The sequence below is a fragment of the Streptomyces sp. NPDC054849 genome, assembly GCF_053610945.1.
Genome location: NZ_JBSGZI010000122.1, coordinates 1 through 21,804 on the forward strand (window position 1 = coordinate 1; position 21,804 = coordinate 21,804).

At 72.9% G+C, this 21,804-nt stretch carries 15 protein-coding genes and 1 tRNA gene; 8 read left to right on the top strand and 8 right to left on the bottom strand.

The window, feature by feature from the left end; genetic code table 11:
• Positions 1–351: 351 nt before the first annotated feature.
• Entirely contained in the window at positions 352–888 is a 537-nt protein-coding gene (locus tag ACWGIF_RS33730; RefSeq protein ID WP_453503215.1) for a MarR family winged helix-turn-helix transcriptional regulator, read from the bottom strand.
• Positions 889–1,021: 133 nt separating this feature from the next.
• On the opposite strand from ACWGIF_RS33730, the gene ACWGIF_RS33735 reads away from it, so the two are divergent.
• Complete coding sequence (locus ACWGIF_RS33735) at positions 1,022–2,314, top strand: MFS transporter (protein ID WP_453503237.1); 1,293 nt, start codon at positions 1,022–1,024, stop codon at positions 2,312–2,314.
• Positions 2,315–2,400: 86 nt separating this feature from the next.
• Here the strand turns inward: ACWGIF_RS33735 and ACWGIF_RS33740 are convergent, their stop codons facing one another.
• Both ACWGIF_RS33740 and ACWGIF_RS33745 read right to left on the bottom strand, forming a co-directional pair.
• Positions 2,401–4,266, bottom strand: coding sequence for an ATP-binding SpoIIE family protein phosphatase (locus ACWGIF_RS33740; RefSeq protein ID WP_453503239.1), 1,866 nt, complete (start codon positions 4,264–4,266; stop codon positions 2,401–2,403).
• A 135-nt stretch (positions 4,267–4,401) separates the two neighbouring features.
• The gene (locus tag ACWGIF_RS33745; protein ID WP_453503217.1) at positions 4,402–5,820 is read right to left on the bottom strand and encodes an NAD(P)/FAD-dependent oxidoreductase; all 1,419 of its coding nucleotides are present in this window, start codon (positions 5,818–5,820) and stop codon (positions 4,402–4,404) included.
• Between the two features lie 338 nt (positions 5,821–6,158).
• Here ACWGIF_RS33745 and ACWGIF_RS33750 point away from each other — a divergent pair, with 338 nt between their 5' ends.
• Together ACWGIF_RS33750 and ACWGIF_RS33755 are read left to right on the top strand one after the other, a co-directional pair.
• Positions 6,159–6,920 carry a TetR/AcrR family transcriptional regulator gene (locus ACWGIF_RS33750; RefSeq protein ID WP_453503218.1) on the top strand — a complete coding sequence of 254 codons (762 nt, stop codon included), beginning with the start codon at positions 6,159–6,161 and terminating at the stop codon, positions 6,918–6,920.
• 340 nt (positions 6,921–7,260) lie between these two features.
• Entirely contained in the window at positions 7,261–9,234 is a 1,974-nt protein-coding gene (locus ACWGIF_RS33755) for a sigma-70 family RNA polymerase sigma factor (protein WP_453503219.1), read from the top strand.
• Positions 9,235–9,386: 152 nt separating this feature from the next.
• Here the strand turns inward: ACWGIF_RS33755 and ACWGIF_RS33760 are convergent, their stop codons facing one another.
• Positions 9,387–9,569, bottom strand: a complete 183-nt coding sequence (locus tag ACWGIF_RS33760; RefSeq protein WP_453503220.1) for a hypothetical protein — start codon at positions 9,567–9,569, stop codon at positions 9,387–9,389.
• 188 nt (positions 9,570–9,757) lie between these two features.
• Positions 9,758–11,953, bottom strand: coding sequence for an asparagine synthase-related protein (locus ACWGIF_RS33765; protein WP_453503222.1), 2,196 nt, complete (start codon positions 11,951–11,953; stop codon positions 9,758–9,760).
• Positions 11,954–12,583: 630 nt separating this feature from the next.
• Here ACWGIF_RS33765 and ACWGIF_RS33770 point away from each other — a divergent pair.
• The 4 genes from ACWGIF_RS33770 (at position 12,584) to ACWGIF_RS33785 (ending at position 18,018) form a co-directional block, all read left to right on the top strand.
• Complete coding sequence (locus tag ACWGIF_RS33770; protein WP_453503223.1) at positions 12,584–14,404, top strand: sporulation protein; 1,821 nt, start codon at positions 12,584–12,586, stop codon at positions 14,402–14,404.
• A gap of 44 nt (positions 14,405–14,448) precedes the next feature.
• A complete protein-coding gene (gene lhgO, locus ACWGIF_RS33775; protein WP_453503225.1) occupies positions 14,449–15,681 on the top strand; it encodes an L-2-hydroxyglutarate oxidase in 1,233 nt (410 codons plus the stop codon).
• A 119-nt stretch (positions 15,682–15,800) separates the two neighbouring features.
• On the top strand, positions 15,801–16,613 hold the full coding sequence (gene trmB, locus ACWGIF_RS33780; protein ID WP_453503227.1) for a tRNA (guanosine(46)-N7)-methyltransferase TrmB: 813 nt from the start codon (positions 15,801–15,803) through the stop codon (positions 16,611–16,613).
• Positions 16,614–16,656: 43 nt separating this feature from the next.
• Positions 16,657–18,018, top strand: coding sequence for a PrsW family glutamic-type intramembrane protease (locus ACWGIF_RS33785; RefSeq protein ID WP_453503229.1), 1,362 nt, complete (start codon positions 16,657–16,659; stop codon positions 18,016–18,018).
• Here the strand turns inward: ACWGIF_RS33785 and ACWGIF_RS33790 are convergent.
• A complete protein-coding gene (locus tag ACWGIF_RS33790; protein ID WP_453503231.1) occupies positions 17,927–18,949 on the bottom strand; it encodes a M23 family metallopeptidase in 1,023 nt (340 codons plus the stop codon). The genes ACWGIF_RS33785 and ACWGIF_RS33790 overlap by 92 nt on opposite strands.
• A gap of 417 nt (positions 18,950–19,366) precedes the next feature.
• Positions 19,367–19,440, bottom strand: a tRNA-Met gene (locus ACWGIF_RS33795).
• Between the two features lie 300 nt (positions 19,441–19,740).
• On the opposite strand from ACWGIF_RS33795, the gene ACWGIF_RS33800 reads away from it, so the two are divergent.
• The gene (locus ACWGIF_RS33800; RefSeq protein WP_453503233.1) at positions 19,741–21,009 is read left to right on the top strand and encodes an LPXTG cell wall anchor domain-containing protein; all 1,269 of its coding nucleotides are present in this window, start codon (positions 19,741–19,743) and stop codon (positions 21,007–21,009) included.
• Positions 21,010–21,086: 77 nt separating this feature from the next.
• Here the strand turns inward: ACWGIF_RS33800 and ACWGIF_RS33805 are convergent, their stop codons facing one another.
• A complete protein-coding gene (locus ACWGIF_RS33805) occupies positions 21,087–21,590 on the bottom strand; it encodes a GNAT family N-acetyltransferase (protein ID WP_453503235.1) in 504 nt (167 codons plus the stop codon).
• Positions 21,591–21,804 lie beyond the last annotated feature (214 nt).

A 21,804-nucleotide genomic window follows, 5' to 3' on the forward strand; every position in this document is an offset into this window, starting at 1 on the left:
AAGGAACGGACGCTTCCTTTGTACTCACCCTCGCGGGTTTTCCTCCGGGCTTTCGTTCTGTTCTTGCGTTTCCGACTCTATCAGACTCTTTCGTGCCTGACCCCCAGTCAGCGGGGCTTGTCTTCCGGGCTGTTGGGCCCTTCCGACTCCCGAACTCTAGTGGATTTCCCCGGCGATTCATAATCGGCCTTCGGAAATGAATTCGGGCACGCCGAATTCGTTCCCAGTGGGAGATCGTGCTGAGTTGGGTGCCGCAACGAGGCGGCGGGATTCGTTGTCGCCGAAACCTTCCGGCTCTGGGACAACTCGAAGAACCTTACGGATCCCCCGGGGGCGTGTCAACCCCGATGGTCAGCTGGGGGACTGGAGGTCCTCCACGCGGTCCAGCAGCCGGGCGAGCATGTCGCCCAGCACCCCGCGCTCGGCCGTGGAGAGGTCCTGGAGGAGGTCCTCCTCGAAGACCGTGGCCGCGCGCATCGCGTCCAGCCACTTGCTGCGGCCCTCGTCGGTGAGCTCCACGATCACGCGGACCCGGTTGGACTCGTCCCGTTCCCGGGTGACCAGACCCTCCGCCGTCATGCGGTCGATCCGGTGGGTCATCGCCGCCGGCGTGAGGCCCAGCTGCTTCGCCAGTTCGCTCGGGCCCATCCGGTAGGGGGCGCCCGAGATGACCAGGGCCTTGAGGACTTCCCACTCCGCGTTGCTGATGCCCAGCGCCGCGGTCTGGCGTCCGTACGCGACGTTCATCCGGCGGTTCAGGCGGCTCAGAGCCGACACGACCTTCTCGACCTGCGGGTCGAGGTCCTGGAACTCGCGCTGATAGACGGCGATCTGCTCATCGAGGCTCGGCTCGTGGACGGGCGTAGTGCCGTCGGGGGTGTCACCCATGGGTCGAAGTATCGCACGAACCCGTTGGCGTCTAACTCCTTCGATGTGTAGAGTTAAGCATCGAAGTTTAGGTATGAAGTTCTGAAGTCTTCAGTCTTCGGCTCTCAAAGGCAGGTGAGAAGTGACCAAGGTGATGGGCGCTGCGATGCAGCGGATCCAGGCCGGGAACGCGCTGACGGCGTTCGGCATCGGCTTCACGGTTCCGTTCCTCTACATCTACGTGGCGCAGGTGCGTGATCTGGGCTCCATGGCCGCCACCAGCGCGTTCGTGGCGTTCGCCCTCGGCGCTCTCGTCGCGCTCCCCTTCACCGGCCGGGTCATCGACCGCCGCGGGCCGGTGCCCGTGGTCATGGGTGCGGCGGTCACCGCCTCGGTGGGTGCGCTCTCGCTCGGGCTCTCCACCGGCATCGTGCCCATCCTGCTGTCCGCTCTGGCGCTCGGCGCCGGGCAGGCCGTGATGCAGCCGGCCCTGGCCACGATGATCGTGTGGTGCTCCACGCCGTCCACCCGCACTCGCGCCTTCGCTCTTCAGTTCTTCATGCAGAACCTGGGTCTGGGCATCGGCGGTCTCATCGGCGGCCAGATCGTCGACGAGAGCCGACCGGGCAGCTTCACGCTGCTGTTCGGCATCGAGGCCGTGATGTTCCTGGTGCTGGCCGGCGTCATCGCCACCGTGCGCCTGCCGCAAGGGCAGGGGTTCAAGGACGCCCGGCCCAAGGACACGACGCAGGCGGGCGGGGGCTGGAAGCGGCTGCTCCGGCACAAGGCCATGGTGCAGCTGTGCCTGCTGGGCTTCGTGGTGTTCTTCGCCTGCTACGGACAGTTCGAGTCGGGTCTGGCCGCCTTCGGTACCGAGGCCGCCGGGATCTCCCCGTCCACGCTCGGTTTCGCTCTTGCCGCCAACACCGGTGCGATCGTCGTCGCGCAGTTCGTCGTGCTCAGGCTGGTCGAGAAGCGCCGCCGGTCCCGGGTGATCGCGCTCGTCGGACTGATCTGGACCGGGGCGTGGCTCATCGCCGGGTTCTCGGGTCTGGGGCACGGCAGCGCCATGATGGCCGCCGCCGCGTTCATCACCACGTACGCGCTCTTCGGCATCGGCGAGGCCATGCTGTCGCCGACCCTGGCGCCACTTGTGGCCGACCTGGCGCCCGAGGGCTCGGTGGGCCAGTACAACTCGGCCTTCGCGCTGGTCAAGCAGATGGCGCTGGCGCTGGGGCCGCTCGGAGTGCCGCTCGGCGCGGGCGTTCCGATGCTCTACATCGGTGTCTTCGTGTCCGTGTCGCTGGGGATCGCCGGCCTGGCGCTGCGGCTCGGCAGGCGGCTGAGCCCGGCGCAGGACAACCCGTGGCTGGCGAGCCGGGTCGTGGCGCAGGGTGGTCCGGGTGTGGCGGCCAAGGCCGTCGCCGCGGAGCCCGTGCACGCGTAGGAACGTCGAGACGTAGAGACGTACGGGTGGACGGACGTGCGGAAGGCCCCGGTCCTGGTGGACCGGGGCCTTCCGTGTATGTCCGGCTACCTGTACGTCTGTCTGTCCGGCAGGGCGAACTCGCACCAGACGGCCTTGCCGCCACCCGGAGTGCGGCGCGAACCCCAGGAGGAGGCGATGGTGGCGACGATCGAGATGCCGCGGCCCGTCTCGTCGGCCGGTTCGGCGCGGCGGCGCCGCGGGAGGTGGTCGTCCCCGTCGGTGACCTCGATGATCAGCCGGCGGTCGGTGCGGCGCAGGCGCAGGCGCATGGGCGGGGTGCCGTGCTGAAGGGAGTTGGCGACGAGCTCGCTGGCGGCCAGCACGCCGAGGTCGCACAGCTCGACGGGGAAGCGCCAGGAGGCGAGGACGCCCTGGGCGAAGGCGCGGGCGCGCGGGGCCGCCTCGATGCCGCCGAGGAGTTCCAGGGCGGCGTTGTGGAAGAGCTCGGCGTCCGCTCCGGTGCGGGCGGGCTGCTGGAGGACCATCACGGCGACGTCGTCGTCGTGGTCGGCGTCCACTCCGAGGGCGCGCATCAGCCGGTCGCAGATGACCGACGGGGTGCCCTGGGCGCCGGAGAGTGCGCGTTCCAGGGCGGCGACGCCCTCGTCGATGTCCTCGCCGCGGCGCTCGACCAGGCCGTCGGTGTAGAGGACGGCCGTGCAGCCGGGGCCCAGCGCGATGGTGCCCGAGGTGTGCAGCCAGCCGCCGGTGCCCAGGGGAGGGCCGGTGGGGTCGGCGGCTCTGCGGACGGTGCCGTCCTCGTCGCGGACGAGGATCGGGAGGTGCCCGGCGGAGGCGTACACGAGTAGGCCCTCGTTGGGGTCGTGGACGGCGTACACGCAGGTGGCGATCTGGCTGGCGTCGATCTCGGCGGCGAGGCCGTCGAGGAGCTGGAGCACCTCGTGCGGGGGCAGGTCGAGCCGGGCGTAGGCGCGGACGGCGGTGCGCAGCTGACCCATGACGGCGGCGGCGCGGACTCCGCGGCCCATGACGTCGCCGATGACGAGGGCGGTGCGGCCGGCGCCGAGGGTGATGACGTCGTACCAGTCGCCGCCGACGGCCGCCTCTGTGCCGCCGGGCTGGTAGGTGGCGGCGATGCGCAGGTCGTCGGGCTGCTCCAGTTCCTGCGGGAGCAGGGAGCGCTGGAGGGTGACGGCGGCCTCGCGCTGGCGGCGCTCGCTGGCGCGGAGCCGCTCGACGGCCTCGGCGTGGTCGGTGACGTCGGCGAGGTGGATGAGAACGCCGGAGTGGTGGGCCTCCGCTTCACTCCCGGGCCCGAGGTCGGGGACGGGGCCGGGTCCGGGTCCGGAGGCGGTCTCCGTTTCGGACCCCGTCGCGGTCTCGGGCTCGTTCCCGGGCACGGTCTTGGGGAACTCGACCGGAGTGCAGGTGACGGTGTACGAGCTGCCGCCGCCCGGTGCGGTGCGGTTCTTCGCGGTGCGGGACTTGCCGCTGCGCTGGACCTGGTCGAGGAGCGGGAGGAGGCCGAGCGCGCCCAGTTCGGGGAGGGCCTCGTGGGCGGGGGCTCCGGGGGTGCGGGCACCGAAGCCGGCGGTGTAGGCGTCGTTGACGTAGGCGACGCGGTGCTCGGGGCCGTGGACGAGGGCGACCAGGGCCGGGAGCCGGCCGAGGACCTCGCGGACGGAGAGCTCGTCGAGGGAGGGCACGGCGGCGAGGGCGCCCGGCCGCTGGGCCGGGGTCGCTCCCGTGCCCGTGCCGCAGACCGTGGGGTCTGCGGGCCGCCCGTCGGCGGCGGGCGTGGACCGCTCGGCCCCCGGGTCGGCGCGGCCGCCGCGGGCTGCCGGCACCGCGCCTTCACCCCGCTTGGCCTGGGCGGTGGCATGTTCGGTCCGGGCGGCGGCGCGGCGCTGCGTTCCGGGAAACCGGGCGCTCCAGCGCGTGAAGTTCACTGCGTTCAAGCCTCGTGGTGTCGCGAGTGGTCGCTGTGTCGCTCGTGGGCGGTCGCTGACTGGACGATGTCACTCTGTGCAGGTGTGAGCGCACCTATGGTCACACGTCCAGTGTGGCCGACCGCACTGACAACGTCAGCCCTGGCGGTTCTGCGGGGGGTTGGAGGCGGACGGTGGGGTGGGGGGCTTCGGGCCGCCACCTGCGGCCAGTTCGAATTCTGCCCTGGGGTGTTCGAGCGAACCCAGGGAGACGATCTCGCGCTTGAAGAGGCCGGAGAGGGTCCACTCGGAGAGGACCCGCATCTTGCGGTTGAAGCTGGGGACACGACTGAGGTGGTAGGCGCGGTGCATGAACCAGGCCGGGTAGGCCTTGAGCTTGCGGCCGTAGACGTGGGCGACGCCCTTGTGGAGGCCGAGGGAGGCGACCGAGCCGGCGTACTTGTGGGCGTACTCGGTCAGGACCTCGCCGCGGAGGGCGGCGAGGAGGTTGTCGGCGAGGACCTTGGCCTGGCGGACGGCGTGCTGGGCGTTGGGGGCGCATTCGTGCCCCTTCTCGCTCGCGGTGATGTCGGGGACGGAGGCGGCGTCGCCGGCGGCCCAGGCGTGCTCGACTCCCTCGACGGTGAGGAAGGACGTGCAGGCGAGGCGGCCGCGTTCGGTCCTGGGCAGGTCGGAGGCGGCCAGGATCGGGTGCGGTTTGACGCCGGCCGTCCACACGACGGTGCGGGTGGGGAAGCGGGCCCCGTCGCTGAGGACGGCGACGCGGTTCTCGCAGGATTCGAGCCGGGTCTCCAGACGGACGTCGATGTTGCGGCGGCGCAGCTCGCGGACCGTGTAGATGCCCATCTCGGGGCCGACCTCGGGGAGGATCCGGTCGCTGGCCTCGACGAGGACCCACTTCATGTCCTCGGGCTTGATGTTGTGGTAGTACCGCGCCGCATAGCGGGCCATGTCCTCCAGCTCGCCGAGGGCTTCGACGCCCGCGAAGCCGCCGCCGACGAAGACGAAGGTGAGGGCGGCGTCGCGGAGGGCGGGATCGCGGGTGGAGGAGGCGATGTCCATCTGTTCGATGACGTGATTGCGCAGGCCGATGGCCTCCTCGACCGTCTTGAATCCGATGCCGTAGTCGGCGAGCCCCGGGACGGGGAGGGTGCGGGAGATGGAGCCCGGGGCGAGCACGAGCTCGTCGTACTCCATCTCGAGCGGACCGGTGCCCTCGTCGTCGGTGGCCAGGGTCTTGACGGTCACGGTCCGTTTGGAGTGGTCGATGCGCTGGGCCTCGCCGATGACGATGCGGCATTGGCCGAGGACGCGGCGCAGCGGGACCACGACGTGGCGTGGGGAGATCGCGCCCGCGGCCGCTTCGGGGAGGAAGGGCTGGTACGTCATGTAGGGCTCGGCGGTGACCACCGTGACCTCGGCTTCGCCGGCTCTCAGCTTTCGCTGGAGCCGGAGCGCCGTATACATGCCGACGTAGCCGCCGCCGACGATGAGGATGCGCGTGCGGGGCGGGGTACCGGGGGCCGTGCCCCGGGAGTTAGCAGCCTTCACCATCCCATGACGCAACGTGGCCGGGAGTTTGTCCACAGGCCCGACAAATTGTGTGACCGGAGGTGGTGCTGGGGCGGGGTGGGAGAGGGCTCTTGGCGGCGGTGGAAGTCCGCAGGTCAGAGGGTACGGATGGGGAGGTTCCGAGGGTATGTAAGGGAAAAGTGGGGGTGAATGCTCCGATCGGGCGGTGGTCCGTCCGGGGCTGCCTCTTCTGAATTGACTCTGGCTCAACTATGTTCGTATCTCGTCGAGGAGTAGGACCGGGCCCGAGACCGTGGCCCCCTCGACCTGAAGGCGGGGAGTGTCTCCGGGGGGAGACAAATGATTACCGGGGGATACATATGAACATTTCCGATTTCCATGGTTCTGCGACCGCACTCTCGGTCGAGAGCGACGGTCGTGCCATCGCGGGCGGCGCCACGCACGGCGTAGGCCGGTCCACGCCGCTGCGCGTCGACGCCCAGCGCAATCTGGAGCACGTGCTGCGAGCGGCCCGCGAGGTCTTCGGCGAGCTGGGTTACGGCGCTCCGATGGAGGACGTGGCGCGGCGGGCGCGGGTCGGTGTCGGCACCGTGTACCGGCGTTTTCCGAGCAAGGACGTCCTGGTCCGGCGGATAGCCGAGGAGGAGACCGCCCGGCTGACCGAGCAGGCCAGGACGGCACTGGGCCAGGAGGAGGAGCCGTGGCAGGCGCTGTCGCGCTTCCTGCGCACCTCCGTGGCCTCGGGCGCCGGGCGGCTGCTGCCGCCGCAGGTGCTGCGGGTCGGTTCGACCGGCGAGGACGCGGCCGAGGAGACGGAGGCGGCACGGGTTCCGCACCAGCGCCAGGCCGCGGCCCCCGAGCTGCGGGTCGTGGGCGCGCGTACTGCGGTCGAGGACGAGCCCTCAGCCGACGCGGGTGCGGGTGCGCTGCTGGAGGTCGTCGGCCGACTGGTGCACCGCGCTCGGGAGGCCGGTGAGCTGCGGACCGATGTCACGGTGGCCGATGTGCTGCTGGTGATAGCGACGGCGGCGCCCGCGCTGCCCGACCCGGCGCAGCAGGCGGCGGCTTCGACCCGGCTGCTCGACATCCTGCTCGAAGGGCTGCGGTCCCGAACGGTCTGACCTCGGGGGGCTGGGCATCTGCGGGTTGGTATCCCCGGTTTGACATCTGCGGGTTGCACCTGCGGGTTGGCATCTGCGCGGCGTCGGGCCGGCATCGGTCCGGCGTTCGCCCGTCCGGCGTCGGCGCGGCGTCCGCTCCGGGAGGGGACCGGCCTGGACGGCGGGGCTCTCTTCAGCGGGCGCGCCGACGGCAGCGCGCCCGTATGACCGGTCTCAGTACGGCGATTCGCCGCATTGTGCCCGGATGAGTGGATGGTGTCGAAAGGGGTTCGACGCGTGTCCGCCGTGTGACACGCTTGATCGGTGTACCGGTTGAGTGTGTCGTGCGAGGGCTTCCGCGATGGGCGTTGACGGGTGGGAAGAGTCACCCGGGGGCGTCGGCGGCGAGGTGGCGGCGGGCAGCCCGCCCGCCCGACAGGTGCCGGCCCAGCGCGAACCGGGCGGGCGGCACGCACGCTCCTCGGGCTCTGCAGGACCCGCGGGATCCGGCAGCGAGCTGCCACCGTCCGACGGCGACTTGACCGCCCGTGTGCGGGGCGGTGACGACGGTGCGTACGAGGAACTGTTCCGCCGTCACGCCGATGCCGTACGGCGCTACGCACGGACCTGCTGCCGGGACGGGCACACCGCCGACGACCTGACCGCCGAGGTGTTCGCGCGGACACTGCAGGCGGTACGGGGCGGGGCCGGGCCGGACCAGTCGGTGCGGGCCTACCTCCTGACCACCGTGCGCAGGGTGGCCGCGGCCTGGGCGAAGACCGCCAAGCGGGAGCATCTCGTCGAGGACTTCGCCCTCTTCGCGGAGCAGGCGGCCACGGGTGCGGAGAGCGGGGGCCCGCTGGGCGGACTGTCGGGATGCGCCGGGGACGACACGCTTGAACTGGGCGCGGACGTGCGGGCGATGCACGAGGCCGAACAGTCGCTGGCCATGCAGGCGTTCCGCAGTCTGCCCGAGCGGTGGCAGGCCGTGCTGTGGCACACCACCGTCGAGGAGGCGTCGCCGAGCGCGGTCGCGCCGCTGTTCGGGCTGAGCGCCAACGCGACCGCGGTGCTGGCCGGTCGCGCCCGGGAGGGGCTCAAGCAGGCGTATCTGCAGGCCCACGTGAGTACGGCGCTGAGTGAGGGCGGCGACTGCGCGCGCCACGCTGACCGGCTGGGCGCCTATGCGCGGGGCGGGCTGCGGATGCGGGCGGAGCGGGGGCTGCGCAAGCACCTGGAGGAGTGCGCGAAGTGCCGACTGGCCGCCGGGGAACTCAAGGACGTCAACGCGGGCATCCCCGCGCTGCTTCCGGTCGCGGTCATCGGGTGGTTCGCCGCCGGGTATGCGGCCAAGACCGCCGGGGTGGTGGCCGGCGGGGCCGTCGTCGCGGGCGGGGCCGGGGCCGCGGCGGCTGCCGGTGGGTCGACCGCGGGGACCGCTGGGGGCGCCGCCGGTGCGGGTGCCGGTGGGGCGGGCGCCGGGAGCGGGGCCGCCGGGGGCGCCCTGGCCTCCGAGGGGCTCGGGCTGCCCGCCAAGGCCGCCATCGCCGCGGGGATCGCGGTGGCCACGGCCGCCGGGGTGGTCTTCGCGCTGGCCGGTGAGGAGGCCGAGCCTCAGGCCCGGGCGAAGCCCGCCCCGGGTGTGGCGGCGCCGGTGGTGCCCGACGCTCCCGCCCCGTCCTCGGCGGAGCCGAGCCCGCCCGGGGAGGAACCACCGCCCGTGCGGAGCTTCGTACCACCGCGACGGGAGCCTCCACCTTCGGCTCCGGCCTCCCCTGCTCCTGTGGCGCCTTCGCACTCCGGGTCCCCGTCGCCCTCCCCGAGCCGGGAGAAGCCCGCGCCCACGCCGTCCCCGAGCAGCCCCTCGGCGAAGCCGAGCCGGCCGCCGGCGAAACCGCTGCGGGGATTCCAGCTGGCCCGGCTGGCCCACTCGGCCTACGGAGACCACAGCGGTCCCGAGGTGCAGACGTGGCGCAGCAGTTGGGTGTGGCAGCGCTGGGGGCTGCAGGTGGGCGACCGGGGGTTCGCCCACGGCATCACCGTGAATTCGCGTTCCTCGGTGGAGATCGCGCTCAACCGGCAGTGCACCGCCTTCTCGGCGCAGGCCGGGGTGGACGGACTGTCGATGTTCACCGACGGCGCGGTGCGGTTCTCCGTGTACGCCGACGGGCAGCGGCTGTGGCAGTCCGCGGCCCTCGGGTACGGGGACCCGCCGGTGTCCGTGCAGGTCTCCCTCGCTGGGCGCAAGACGGTGCGGCTGGTGGTGGAGAGGGCGGGGCGGGGCAGCCTGCCCGTGCTGGCGAGCTGGGCCGGCGCCGAGATCAGCTGCCGCTGAGCTGCGCGGCGCATCCGGCCGGGGCGAGCGCGGCGCCGACACACTCCTTCCGCGCATAGCGGGCCAGGCCGAGCAGGACCCCGGGTCCGGGTCCGGTCCGGAAGGTCCTCCACGGCACGGCGCTCGGAGACGGAGCGGGGGTGGCCCGCCCGCTATCCGGCGGCCGCGGCGAGGCCGCGTACGGCCTCGGCGGGGCGGCCCGCACTGTTCGCGAATTGGGGCCTGGCTGTGCCGGCGGGCACCCTGGCCGGCGTGTTCGCCGCGACCGGGGCCCACGCCGTGCTGTCGGTGCACGCCGCGTCGAGCGTCCCGATCCCCCAGCGCCCTACGGCCATCGGCCTGTTCTCCCTCTGCTACCTGCTGGGCCGGCGCCTTCGGGCCGGCGATCGCGACCGCACTGGTGCTCGGGGCTTGAGGCAGAACGCCAGGGCGCCAAGGCGCCAAGGCGCCACGGCCAGGACGCCGGGCTCCAGGGCTCCAGGGCTCCAGGGCTCCAGGGCTCCAGGGCTCCAGGGCTCCAGGGTCAGGACAGTGCCGGGCGGTGTACGGGGACGCCCTCGGGCACCGCACGGCGCCGCGCCGTGGAGGTGCCCGTCCAGCAGGTGCCGCGCCGGGCCAGCAGCCGGCGCAGCCACAGCTCCATCGAGACGAGTTCCGCGAGCCCGTCCAGCGGGACCGGGCGGCCGTCCGCCGCGTCGAGCAGGGCCTGGCGCACCACCCGGGCCTCGATCAGGCCGGCGTCCGCGAGCAGCGGGGAGGCGAAGAGGTCCAGCAGGTCGTTCAGGGCGGCGCGCAGCCCCAGTCGGGTCGCCGTCTCGTTCGGGGTGTGGGCCGTGGCCCCCCACCCGGGTGGGAACTCGCGCACCCCGGCCGAGCTCAGGACGCTGCGCAGGATCGCGGCCCGGGCCCCGGGCTGGACGCGGAGGGACTCGGGGAGCGCGCGGGCGGCCCGTACGACCTGGTTGTCCAGGAAGGGGGCGTGCAGGCGCTGGCTGCGGACCTCCACGGCCTGTTCGAAGACCCGGTGGTCGGCGGCGTGGCGGGCGAGCAGCGAGCGGGCGCGGGCCTCCCCCGGGCGCAGCGACAGCGGCGGGCGTCCGGCCGCGGCCGCGAGACGGATCGATACTTCCGCCAAGGCCTCTCCCGTGAGCCAGCCCGCCGCCGGGCCGGGGCGCGACCAGGTCAGGGCGGCGAGGGAAGCGTCCACCGGACCGGAGGCACGCTCGGTGACCCCGCCCTCGCGCAGCCGGGCCGCGGCGGCCTCCATGCCCGCGCGGTACGTCGTACGGGCGAGTCTGCGGGCCGCCGCGTACACGGTGAGCGGCACCAGCAGTGACTCCCCGGAGGCGGAGGCCGAGCGGGCCAGCGCCGCCACCGGCCTCAGCAGGTGGCGCCGCCGGCGGTCCATCAGGAGGTCGGCCATGCGGGCCGGGTGGGCGTCGAGGACCTGGCGGGCGCCGTGGCCGGTGAAGTGGTCGGCCGAGCCTGCGGCCAGTCTTCGCCGCTCGCGGGCGGCGATGACCAGCGAGGGGCCGGGTTCGTCGGTCAGCGGGCCGTCGAGTTCGGCGTACGGGAGGGCCTCCTCGGCGGCGGCCACCACGACGTGGTGCAGGCGCGGGTCGGCCGCGATGGCTCTGGCCCGTTCCAGTTCGGCCTCGCGCCCCTGCGGGGTGGCCAGGTCGTTGAAGGTGACCGCCAGCAGCCGCGCCCCCGCGGGGCTCAGCAGGGCGCCCGGAGCCCCCGGCAGACCGGCGGCCAGCAGTGCCAGCGTGGCCGAGGCGCTGCCTCCGGAGAGGTCCGCGCCCACACCGGGAGCCGGGGCGCCGCGGGCGGCGCGCCGGTCGGCGGGCCCCATGCCGGGCACGGGGCCGGGATCGTACGGCGGCAGCGCGTCGGGAGCATGCCGGGGCGCCGTGAGCCGGGCGCGCACCGCGTCCACCAACGCTTCGCGTACGCCCTCCACCGCGCGCTCGGGATCGGCCTCGGGGGCGGCCACGGCGAGCGAGGCGACCTGCTCGTAGCCGGTGATCTCGCGGGAGCCCTCGCGCAGGATCAGCGCGTGCCCGGGCGGGATGCGCCGGACCCCGGCGTACGGTGTGCCGTCGCCCAGCGCCTCCGGACTGTCCGGGCAGGCCAGCAGGGCGGCGAGATGGCCGATGTCGAGCTGCGCCTCGATGAGGTCGGCGAGGGGGAGGGCGGCGGTGGCGTACGCCGTGCCGCTCGCCCAGGGGGTGTAGAAGACGGGCCGCGCGCCCGCGAGGTCGCCGACGACGGTGATCCGGCGGCCGGCCTGGACGACGGCGGTGTAGCTGCCGGACCACTGGGTGAGGTGGCGCAGGGCCCCGCCGCGGGCGGCGAAGAGGGCGCGGCGCAGTTCGGCGTCGGTCGCACCGCAGCAGCCGAGGACCGCGAGCCGGGTGAAGGGGTCGGCGGGGTCGGCGGTGAGGGTGCGGATCTCGTCGGGGCGCCAGTCGCCGACGGCCCAGAGGGGGTCGGGATCGCCCCAGAGCAGCTGGGCACCGACGGGGTGGACGGTGCGTTCCGCGTCCGCGCCGGGATCGTCCGGATGGGCGGCGTCCGCGATGCCGCCGCGCAGGGGCGCACCGCTCTCGCCGTATCCGCTCTCGCCGTATCCGCCCTGGCCGGAGACGTGGCCGGAGATCCGGCCGACCGTGCCGAAGCTCGCGGCGATACTGCTCCAACCCACCAACCAGCGCACCGCCGCCTCCCCAGCCTGTGGGCACATGACCGGGGCACGGGCAGCACGGACAGCGCTGAGGGCGCGGCCGGCGGGACCCCGGGTGGCTCGGGGTCCATGCTGCCACGGGACAGGCGTGCGAGAGTGGTTAAAGGGGGCGCCCATGCAGACGAACACGCCCCGGCCACGCGGTATTTAGCGTTCCGTTCCCACCGCCCCACAGGTCGCTTTCAGCCATTCTTCGGCCGCCGGAAGAGCCCTCTCGGGGTGCGGCACTCAGTGCACGGGCGCGGTCCGGGAGGCGGAATCCGCCCCCCGGACCGTTCCGCCACCCGCGGGGATTGAGGTAGCGGCATCCCCCGGCCCGCCCGATCCGCGCAGCGGGCCGACCCACGCACCGCACATCGAATCGCCGCGTCCGGGGACCGGCCAGAGCGCACGGGCGGGCGCACGGCCACACGGACGGAGCACGCGATGACACGTGCGCCCCGGCTCCGGGTCCGGGGCGGACTGTGCAAACGGACAACAATCCCGCCATACGGAAGTAAGGGCCTTAACGCTTGGGAGGCGGGGAACTACGCTGGGTTTACGAAATGCCGGGCGCCTATGCCCCGGCGGCGTATGCGTTCCGCGTGTGACGAGGGGTGGCGCATGTCCAGGGAGCTCCGCGAGCCCAATGAGAAGCTCGGCGCCGTCCTCGCCCTCGCGGGCATCAGCAACGCCGGGCTGGCCCGGCGGGTCAACGACCTCGGCGCGCAGCGCGGCCTGACGCTTCGGTACGACAAGACGTCGGTGGCCCGATGGGTGTCGAAGGGAATGGTGCCGCAGGGCGCCGCCCCGCATCTGATCGCCGCGGCCATCGGCGCGAAGCTGGGCCGGCCCGTGCCGCTGCACGAGATCGGGCTGGCGGACGCGGACCCCGCGCCGGAGGTGGGTCTGGCCTTCCCGCGCGATGTCGGCGCGGCCGTGCGCTCGGCCACCGACCTCTACCGGCTCGACCTCGCCGGCCGCCGCGGCGGTGGCGGGATCTGGCAGTCGCTCGCGGGCTCCTTCTCGGTGGCGGCGTACGCGACGCCCGCCTCGCGGTGGCTGATATCTCCCGCCGACGGCTCGGTGGCGCGGGGACCGGCGGGCCAGGCCCGCCCGCCCGCGGCGCACGACCCCACCACACACGACTCCACGGCACACGACCCCACCGGAGACGACCCCGCGGCACCCGGCTCGGCGACACCCGGCTCCGCGGCACCCGGCTCCGCGGCACCCGGCTCCGCGGCACCGCACCGTACGGCCCGAAGCCCCATGGCCGCGACCCCCTCGGCTCACGCCGCGCCGGCGCACGTCACGACGCATGCACCGACGCACGCACCGACGCACGAGACGCCGGCCTCTTCACCGACACACGAGACCCCGGCCCCGGCGCACGAAGCGCCCGCACCAAGCCCCCGGCCCTCCCCGGAAGGCCGTACGACCGGACCGGCGACGGGACCCATGACGGGCCCGCCGTCCACCGTTGTGCCCGCCCAGCCCGGCGCCGAAACGCCGCGCGACCATGGCCAGCGCGTCGGCCACAGCGACGTGACGAAGCTGCGCGAGGCCGCCGAGGACGCCCGCCGCTGGGACTCCAAGTACGGCGGTGGGGACTGGCGTTCCTCGATGGTCCCCGAGTGCCTGCGGGTGGACGCGGCGCCGCTGCTGCTCGGCTCGTACACCGACGAGGTGGGCCGCGCCCTGTTCGGCGCGACCGCCGAGCTGACCCGGCTGGCCGGGTGGATGGCCTTCGACACCGGCCAGCAGGAGGCGGCCCAGCGCTACTACATCCAGGCGCTGCGGCTGGCCCGCGCCGCCGCGGACGTACCGCTCGGCGGTTACGTGCTCGCCTCGATGTCCCTGCAGGCGACCTACCGGGACTTCCCGGACGAGGGCGTGGACCTCGCGCAGGCGGCCGTGGAACGCAACCGCGGGCTGGCCACCGCCCGCACGATGAGCTTCTTCCGGCTGGTCGAGGCGCGGGCGCACGCGAAGGCGGGCGATTCGACGGCCGCCGGCGCCGCGCTGCGGGCGGCGGAGGGCTGGCTGGAGCGGTCCCGGGAGGGCGACCCGGATCCGACCTGGCTTGGTTTCTACTCGTACGACCGTTTCGCCGCCGATGCGGCGGAATGCTACCGGGACCTCAAACTCCCCCGTCAGGTAAGGCGCTTCACCGAGCAGGCGCTGTCCCGGCCCACCGAGGAGTACGTACGCTCGCACGGGCTGCGGCTGGTGGTGAGCGCGGTCGCCGAGCTGGAATCGGGCAACCTCGACGCGGCGTGCGCGGCGGGCACCCGGGCGGTGGAGGTGGCGGGACGGATCTCCTCGGCGCGGACGACCGAATACGTGCGGGACCTGCTGCACCGCCTGGAACCGTACGGGGACGAACCGCGCGTCGCGGAGCTGCGCGAGCGGGCCCGGCCGCTGTTGGTGGCACCGGCGTAAGGCCTGTCTTCGGGGGGCCGCGTGGCCGCATTGTCGGTGCCGGGGTGCAGTATGCAGGGGTGGGAGGTGTCAGCGTGGGCGGCGGCGTGGACTGCGATGTGCTGGTGATCGGCGGCGGGATCGTCGGCCTGTCGACGGCGCACGCCTTGTCGCGCCTGGCTCCGGGGACCCGGGTGGTCGTCCTGGAGAAGGAGGCCGGCCCGGCACGTCACCAGACGGGACGCAACAGCGGGGTGATCCACAGCGGGATCTACTACCGCCCGGGATCGCTGAAGGCGCGCTTCGCGGTGAGCGGCGCCGCCGAGATGGTCAAGTTCTGCGCGGAGCACAGCATTGCGCACGAGGTGACGGGCAAGCTGATCGTCGCCACCGAGCGGGAGGAGCTGCCGCGGCTGCACGCCCTGGTCCAGCGCGGCCGGGAGAACGGCATCCCGGTGCGCGAGCTGGGCCCGGCGCAGATCTCGGAGTACGAGCCGGAGGTGCGGGGGCTGGCCGCGATCCACGTCGGCAGCACCGGCATCGTGGACTACGGCCGGGTGACCGCCCAGCTGGCGGAGTCCTCGGGGGCGGAGATCGTCTACGGCGGTGCGGTGGACCTGATCTCCCGGCGCGCGTCGGCGGTGGCAGTGCGCACCACGTCCGGCCTGGTGGTCAAGGCGCGGGTCCTGGTGAACTGCGCGGGCCTGCAGTGCGACCGGATCGCCCGGCTGGCCGGGGACGACCCCGGGATGCGGATCATCCCGTTCCGCGGTGAGTACTACGACCTGGCCCGCCCGGAACTGGTCCGGGGACTGGTGTACCCGGTGCCCGACCCGGCGTTCCCCTTCCTCGGCGTGCACCTGACCCGTGGCATCGGCGGCGGCGTCCACGTCGGCCCCAACGCCGTGCCCGCACTGGCCCGCGAGGGCTACGCCTGGTCGACGGTGCGGCCCGGGGACATCGCGGACGAGCTCGCCTGGCCGGGGTCCTGGCGGATGGCCGCCCGGCACTGGCGGTACGGGACGGGCGAGATCCACCGCTCGCTGTCGAAGCAGGCCTTCACCCGTGCCGTACGGCGTCTCCTGCCGGCCGTCACCGCGGAGGACCTCCACCCCGCCGCCGCCGGGGTCCGCGCCCAGGCCGTCCTGCGGGACGGCACCCTGGTGGACGACTTCATGATCCGCGACGCCCCGCGGACGGTGCACGTCCTGAACGCACCGTCGCCCGCCGCGACCGCTTCGCTCCCGATCGGCCGCGAGATCGCTTCCCGAGCCCTCCGGACCCTCGGCTCGACGTGAGCGGGCCCGTGCCGTCGCCCGGGGTCCCCGGCCGGCCCCCGGCAGCGGTGCCGCGCGGAGGCACGGGCACGGGCACGGGCTCGGGCAGGGGTACCCCGGGGTCGTAGAATCAACGCATTGTGTCTGAGTCCCTGAACCCCCAGTCGCCCCGCCTCCCGGACGCCGCGCCGGAGGCGACCTCGTACGTCGCGCCCAAGTGGCGCACCGAGCCCCGCTTCCCCGACGGGCCCTCCCCGGACCCGGCCGGCTCGCACCACGAGCGGCGGATCCGGAGCTTCCAGCCCCGCCGCAGCCGGGTGACCACCGGCCAGGGCGAGGCCCTGAAACGGCTGTGGGGCACCTGGGGCCTGGACATCGACGGCCACGAGGTCATCGACCTCGAGAAGCTCTTCGACGGTCTCCCGGTCGTCCTCGAGATCGGCTTCGGCATGGGCGAGGCGACCGCCCAGATGGCCGCCGACGACCCCTCCACCGGGATCCTCGCCGTCGACGTGCACACCCCGGGGCAGGGCAACCTCCTCGCCCTCGCGGAGCGCGCCGGACTCGGCAACGTCCGCGTGGCCAACGGTGACGCCATCATCCTGCTCCGCGAGATGCTGCCGCCCGACTCGCTCGCCGGGATCCGCGTGTACTTCCCGGACCCCTGGCCCAAGGCCCGCCACCACAAGCGCCGGCTGATCCAGCCCGAGTTCCTCACGCTGGCCGCCACCCGCCTGGCGCCCGGGGCCGTACTGCACTGCGCGACCGACTGGGAGCCGTACGCCGAGCAGATGCTCGAAGTGCTCACCGCGCACCCGGACTTCGAGAACACGCAGCCCGACGGCGGCTACTCTCCGCGCCCCGCGTTCCGGCCCCTGACCCGCTTCGAGGGCCAGGGGCTCGACAAGGGCCATGTCGTACACGACTTGCTCTTCCGTCGCACAGAGAACTGACAACGTGACCGCGCGTGTCAGAGCGGATCGCTAGGGTCATGATGTGTTCCGAGCGCTCCACCCCGTGCTCTCACGTCCGTCCGGCACGGTCCGCACGTGCGTGCTCCTCGCCCTGCTCGCCGTCACCGGCGTCGCCATCCTCGAACTCGTGCGGGAGCAGACCGGCACCCCCGGCTTCTTCGTCGGTCTCGGCCTGGCCCTGCTGCCGGTGGCGCCGCTCATGGCGGCGTTCCGGTGGCTCGGCCGGGCCGCGCCCGCGCCCTGGCCGCAGTTGCTCTTCTGCTTCGGCTGGGGTGCCTGCACCGCGGCGCTGATCGCGATACTGGCCAACAACTTCGCCACCGAGTGGATAGCCGCGGCCACCGCCGACCCCTCCGACGCCGATCACCTCGGCTCGGTGGCCATCGCCCCGGTGGTGGAGGAGAGCGCCAAGGCGGCGGCCCTGCTGCTGGTCTTCGTGTTCCGGAGACGCCATTTCACCGGCCCCGCCGACGGTTTCGTGGTGGCCGGCTTCACCGCGACCGGGTTCGCCTTCACCGAGAACATCCTCTACCTCGGCAGCGCCTTCGGGGAGGACCGGGCCGAGGGCACCGGCGTACTCGACTCGGTGACGGCGGCCACCTTCTTCGTACGGATCGTGCTGTCGCCTTTCGCGCACCCGCTGTTCACGGTGCTGACGGGGCTCGGTTTCGGCGCAGCCGCGCTCAGTGTCCGCCGCTCGCGCAAAATCTGCATGCCGCTGCTCGGCCTGGCGCTGGCCATGGGCATGCACGCCCTGTGGAACGGCTCCTCGCAGTTCGGCGAGCACGGGTTCTACGTCGTCTACGGCTGTGTGATGGTCCCGGTGTTCGGGCTGCTGGTGTGGCTGGCCGTGTGGATACGGCGCGGCCGGCTGCGGGCCGTCGCCGGGGAGCTTGCGCTGTACGCGGCCGCAGGCTGGCTCGGTCCCGCCGAGGTGCCCGCCCTGGCCTCGATGCCCGCCCGGTCGCTCGCCCGCGCCCTGGCGCGGCGCAGCGGGGGCCGGGCCGCCGGACGCGCGGTCGCCCGGTACGAGGCGGACGCGGCCGCCCTGGCCCTGCTGCGGAACCGGGCGCGTTACGGCGGCCCCGCACGGGAGCCCGATTTCGCCGGCCGGGAACGGGAGTTGTTGCACCGGCTCTGGCAGCGTCGCGCGACGGCGGGTCCCGCGCTGGCCCGGGCCGCGGTCATGGAGGAACTGCTGCCGCCGTGGTTCGATCCCCTGGCGCCGGGGTCCGCACCGGTCCCTGCGGCAGGCGTGCCCCGGCCGAGGCGGGCGGACCCGGCCCTGGACTTCAGACGTTCAGGCCCTTGGACTCCAGCCACGTCAGCGGATTCACCGTCGAACCGCCCTTGCGTACTTCCAGGTGGAGATGGGGTCCGGTGACGTTGCCGGTGGCACCGACCCGGCCGATGGTCTCGCCGGCGGCCACCGCTCCGGAGGTCACCGACATCGAGGAGAGGTGGCAGTACCAGATCTCGGTGCCGTCCTCGAGTTGCAACACGATCCGGTAGCCGTACGCGCCGGACCAGCCGGCCGAGGTGATCTTTCCGGCGCCCACGGCCTTGGCCGGGGTGCCGGTCGGGGCCGCGAAGTCGAGGCCGGTGTGCTGACCGGAGGACCACATGGAGCCGGAGGCCCCGTAGTACGAGGTGAGGGTGTAGGCGGAGGTGGGCAGGAACCAGCTCCCGGACGCCGTGGCGAGGCGCTCCTGCTCGGCCTTGGCCGCCTCGGCGGCCTTCCTGGCTGTCTCGGCCTCCTCCGCCGCCTTCGCCTCGGCCTGCGCCTTCGCTTCCTCGGCCGCCTGGCGGGCCGACTCCAGCTTGTCCTTGGCCTCCTGGGCGGCGGCCGCCTGCGCGGCCCGCTCGGCCTCCGCCCGGGCCTGTGCCTCGGCCGCGTCCTGCTGGGACTCGGCCTGCTGGAGGATGCGGTTGCGCAGCACCTCGCCGGCGTCCGCGCCCTGATGGGACTGCTGGGCGATGATCCCCGTCCTCGCGGCCGCCGTGGCCGCCGACCCGGAACCGCCGTCGGCCTGCTGCGCCTTGTCCCCGGGCATCAGATCGGGCAGGGAGGGCAGGGATATCGCGACCTGCGGGCGGTCCTGCGCGGTGGCGATCCCGCCGGCCCCGACCGCCGCGATGACACCGACGCCGAGCACGGTGGAGCTGCGGGCAAGTCCCCCGCGCGGCTTGGCGACCCGGTGCTTGCCGCGGACCGGACGGACCGAATCCTCGGTGGGATTCCACTCGCCCCAGGCACCCGCGGTGGGCGGCTCCTGGATCTCGATGCCTTCAGGGGCAGGCAAGTTGGAGGCCACCAGGGCACACTCCTCATTGACGCGCATTGACGCGCACGCGCACGGTGCCGTCTCTTGCGACGGCTGGGACGACCGCGCTGCGTTATGGAAAGGTAATAGACGCAGGGGAGTGATTCCAAGCTCCTCCGCTTGATCGTTCACATAATCAGCCACTCCCCGAACAGCTTTGGCCATGCCTTTTCGCCTAACAGAGGGCAATACGGGCAAAATTTGAGCGGCCGCCTCATCACTTCAGCCACATACGCAACATGATGGTCCGTCAGGCAATTGACGCAGCGCACGCGTTCAACCGCGGACAGTCACACTTCGTCCCGGGTCGCCGCCCTGCGCACCACCGGCAGGTGAGAAGGGACGAGAAGGGGACCAGAACACGACGAAGGCCCGGTTCCCTTAAGGGAACCGGGCCTTCGTACTGAGTAGCGGGGGCAGGATTTGAACCTACGACCTCTGGGTTATGAGCCCAGCGAGCTACCGAGCTGCTCCACCCCGCGTCGGTAAACACAACTCTACGCCATCCGGGCAGAGCCCTTCGCCAATTAACCGCCGGACTTCCCTCGGAACTTCATCACTGCAGGTCACAGCCCTAATACCGACCTGAAACCGGCATCCGGCTTCGAAGATCATTCCTGTTGCGCGCCGGTGACACTTCGAGGATCGTTCCGGGATCGGACGCGGGCGATGATTCTCCTGTCGCAGAGGCCAGGGGGAAGACGAACCGGCCGGGGCGACACACCCACACCAACCGGCCCGGCCCTTCGCCGTGCCCCTGTGATTCCCGGGGGGAGTCCACCATGTCCGTTCGCACCGCAGCCGCCATCGCAGTCGTCGCCGGCGTTGTCACCACTCTGCTGCCGCTCTCGGCTACCGCCGCGTCCGCCGCACCCGCCACCGACGGCCACGCCGTGCTGCGTACGGAGATGGGCGCTCCCGTCCCCGGCGGCCCGCTGACCCGTGGCGGCGCCACCGAAACCTTCGACCTGACGGTGAAGAACCCGACCGACGAGGCCGTCACGTACAAGCCGTGGCTGCTCCTGGACCCGAACGGCCCCAGCCGGCTGCAGAAGGACGACGTCCTCTTCAAGGTCGACGCGGTGGACGCCCCGGCGACCAAGTCCTCGATCGGTCAGCAGGACGGCGGGTGGCAGGGCACGTTCTTCCCGGCGGCCGACGCCCCGGGCGAGCTGGGCAGCGGCTTCGACATCCCCGCGAACGGCAAGATGACCTGGAAGGTCACCGTCGGTCTGGGCGCGAACTACCCCACCAACAACGGTGACTTCGACTTCACCGCCACCAGCTACAACAACTCGGTGGCCAAGGGCGGCGCGGACTCGCACCTCTTCAAGGTCGACCCGCAGATCAAGACGGGCGAGCTGAAGACCTGGTTCAAGCAGATCAGCTCGGGCAAGGACGGCCAGGAGCAGCGTGCGTACCTGGACCTGAACCACCAGGCCACCGGCGACGGCACGTTCGCCACCGCCCTCGCGACCAGCCTGAGCCTGTCCCACCCGGGCGAGCAGGACGCCGACTTCCGGGTGCAGGCCATGATCGACGGCCGCTGGCAGGACCTGAAGGCCGAGGACAGCCGCTACGAGCTGCCGCGGATCCCCAAGGGCTTCGGCGCCGCCTACGGTGTCCACACGCTGCCGATCCGCGTCAGCCTGGGCAACCGCACCAAGCTGACGAAGAAGACCACGATCACGATGGAGGCCGAGGTCCGCCAGGCCGAGGGCAACACCTACCCGCTCAAGACGGGCTCGGTGCGGTTCCCCCTCGTCCCGTTCGCGGAGACGGTGCCGTCCGACACCCCCTCCACCACCCCCTCCACCACGCCGTCCACGACCCCGTCCACCACGCCCTCCGCCACCCCCTCGGTGCGGCCGGCCGTCGCCGCCTCCACGGGCAACACCAACGTGACGACCACGGGATCGTCCACCGGCTCCCTCGCCCACACCGGCGCCGGCTCGTCCAACGGCCTGTACGCCGGCCTCGCGGCCGTCCTGGTCGCGCTCGGCGCGGCCGCCGCCTGGCTCGGCCGCCGCCGCCGCGGCACCTCCGCCTGATCACGCCCCACACGACCGAGCGCCCCACCCGAAGCCATGCGGATGGGGCGCTCCTCGTTGCGGCGGACCGCCCGCGCTCAGGGGCGGCGCCGGGTCAGGACGCGGGTGGTGGAGCCGTCGTCCTCCTGGGCGTCCCGGACGTGCGTGAAGCCGATGCGGGCGAGCAGGGCCAGGGAGGCCGCGTTGAGGGCGGCCACCGTGGCGTGCACCTCGGTGAGGCCGAGGGTGGCGAAGCCGTACGCGACGATCGCCTCCGCGATCTCGGTGCCGAAGCCCGATCCCCAGGCCTCCGGGGCTAGGGCGTAGATGATCTCGTGGCCGCCGACGTCTTCGGTCCGCTTGATCTCGGCGTGGCCGACCAGCCGGCCGTCCCGCCGCACGGCCCAGACGTCGAACAGGTTCTCGGCGTAGACCTTCGTGAAGACCCGCCCGAACAGTGCCCGGTCCTCGGCCTCGGTGGACGGGCCGTCCCCCATCCACCGGGACACCCGGGTGTCCTGGAAGAGGGCGACGAAGGCTTCCTCGTCCTCGGGGGTGTACGGATCGAGGAGCAGGCGTTCGGTGCGCAGAACTGGAGTCACGGTCGGCGACGCTACCCGCCGGGGCCGGGAGGTTCACCGGATTTCTCGGCCGCTGGCCGGGGATGACGGACCGTCCGTTCGCGCACGGGGACACCCCGCCCCGGAAACGACCGAGCGCCCCCTCCGGCGGAAACCGGACGGGGCGCGCGGCGCCCGGACGGAGGCGGCGCCGGTCTCTTATACACAAAAACCAGCCCACCCGACCAAAGGCCAT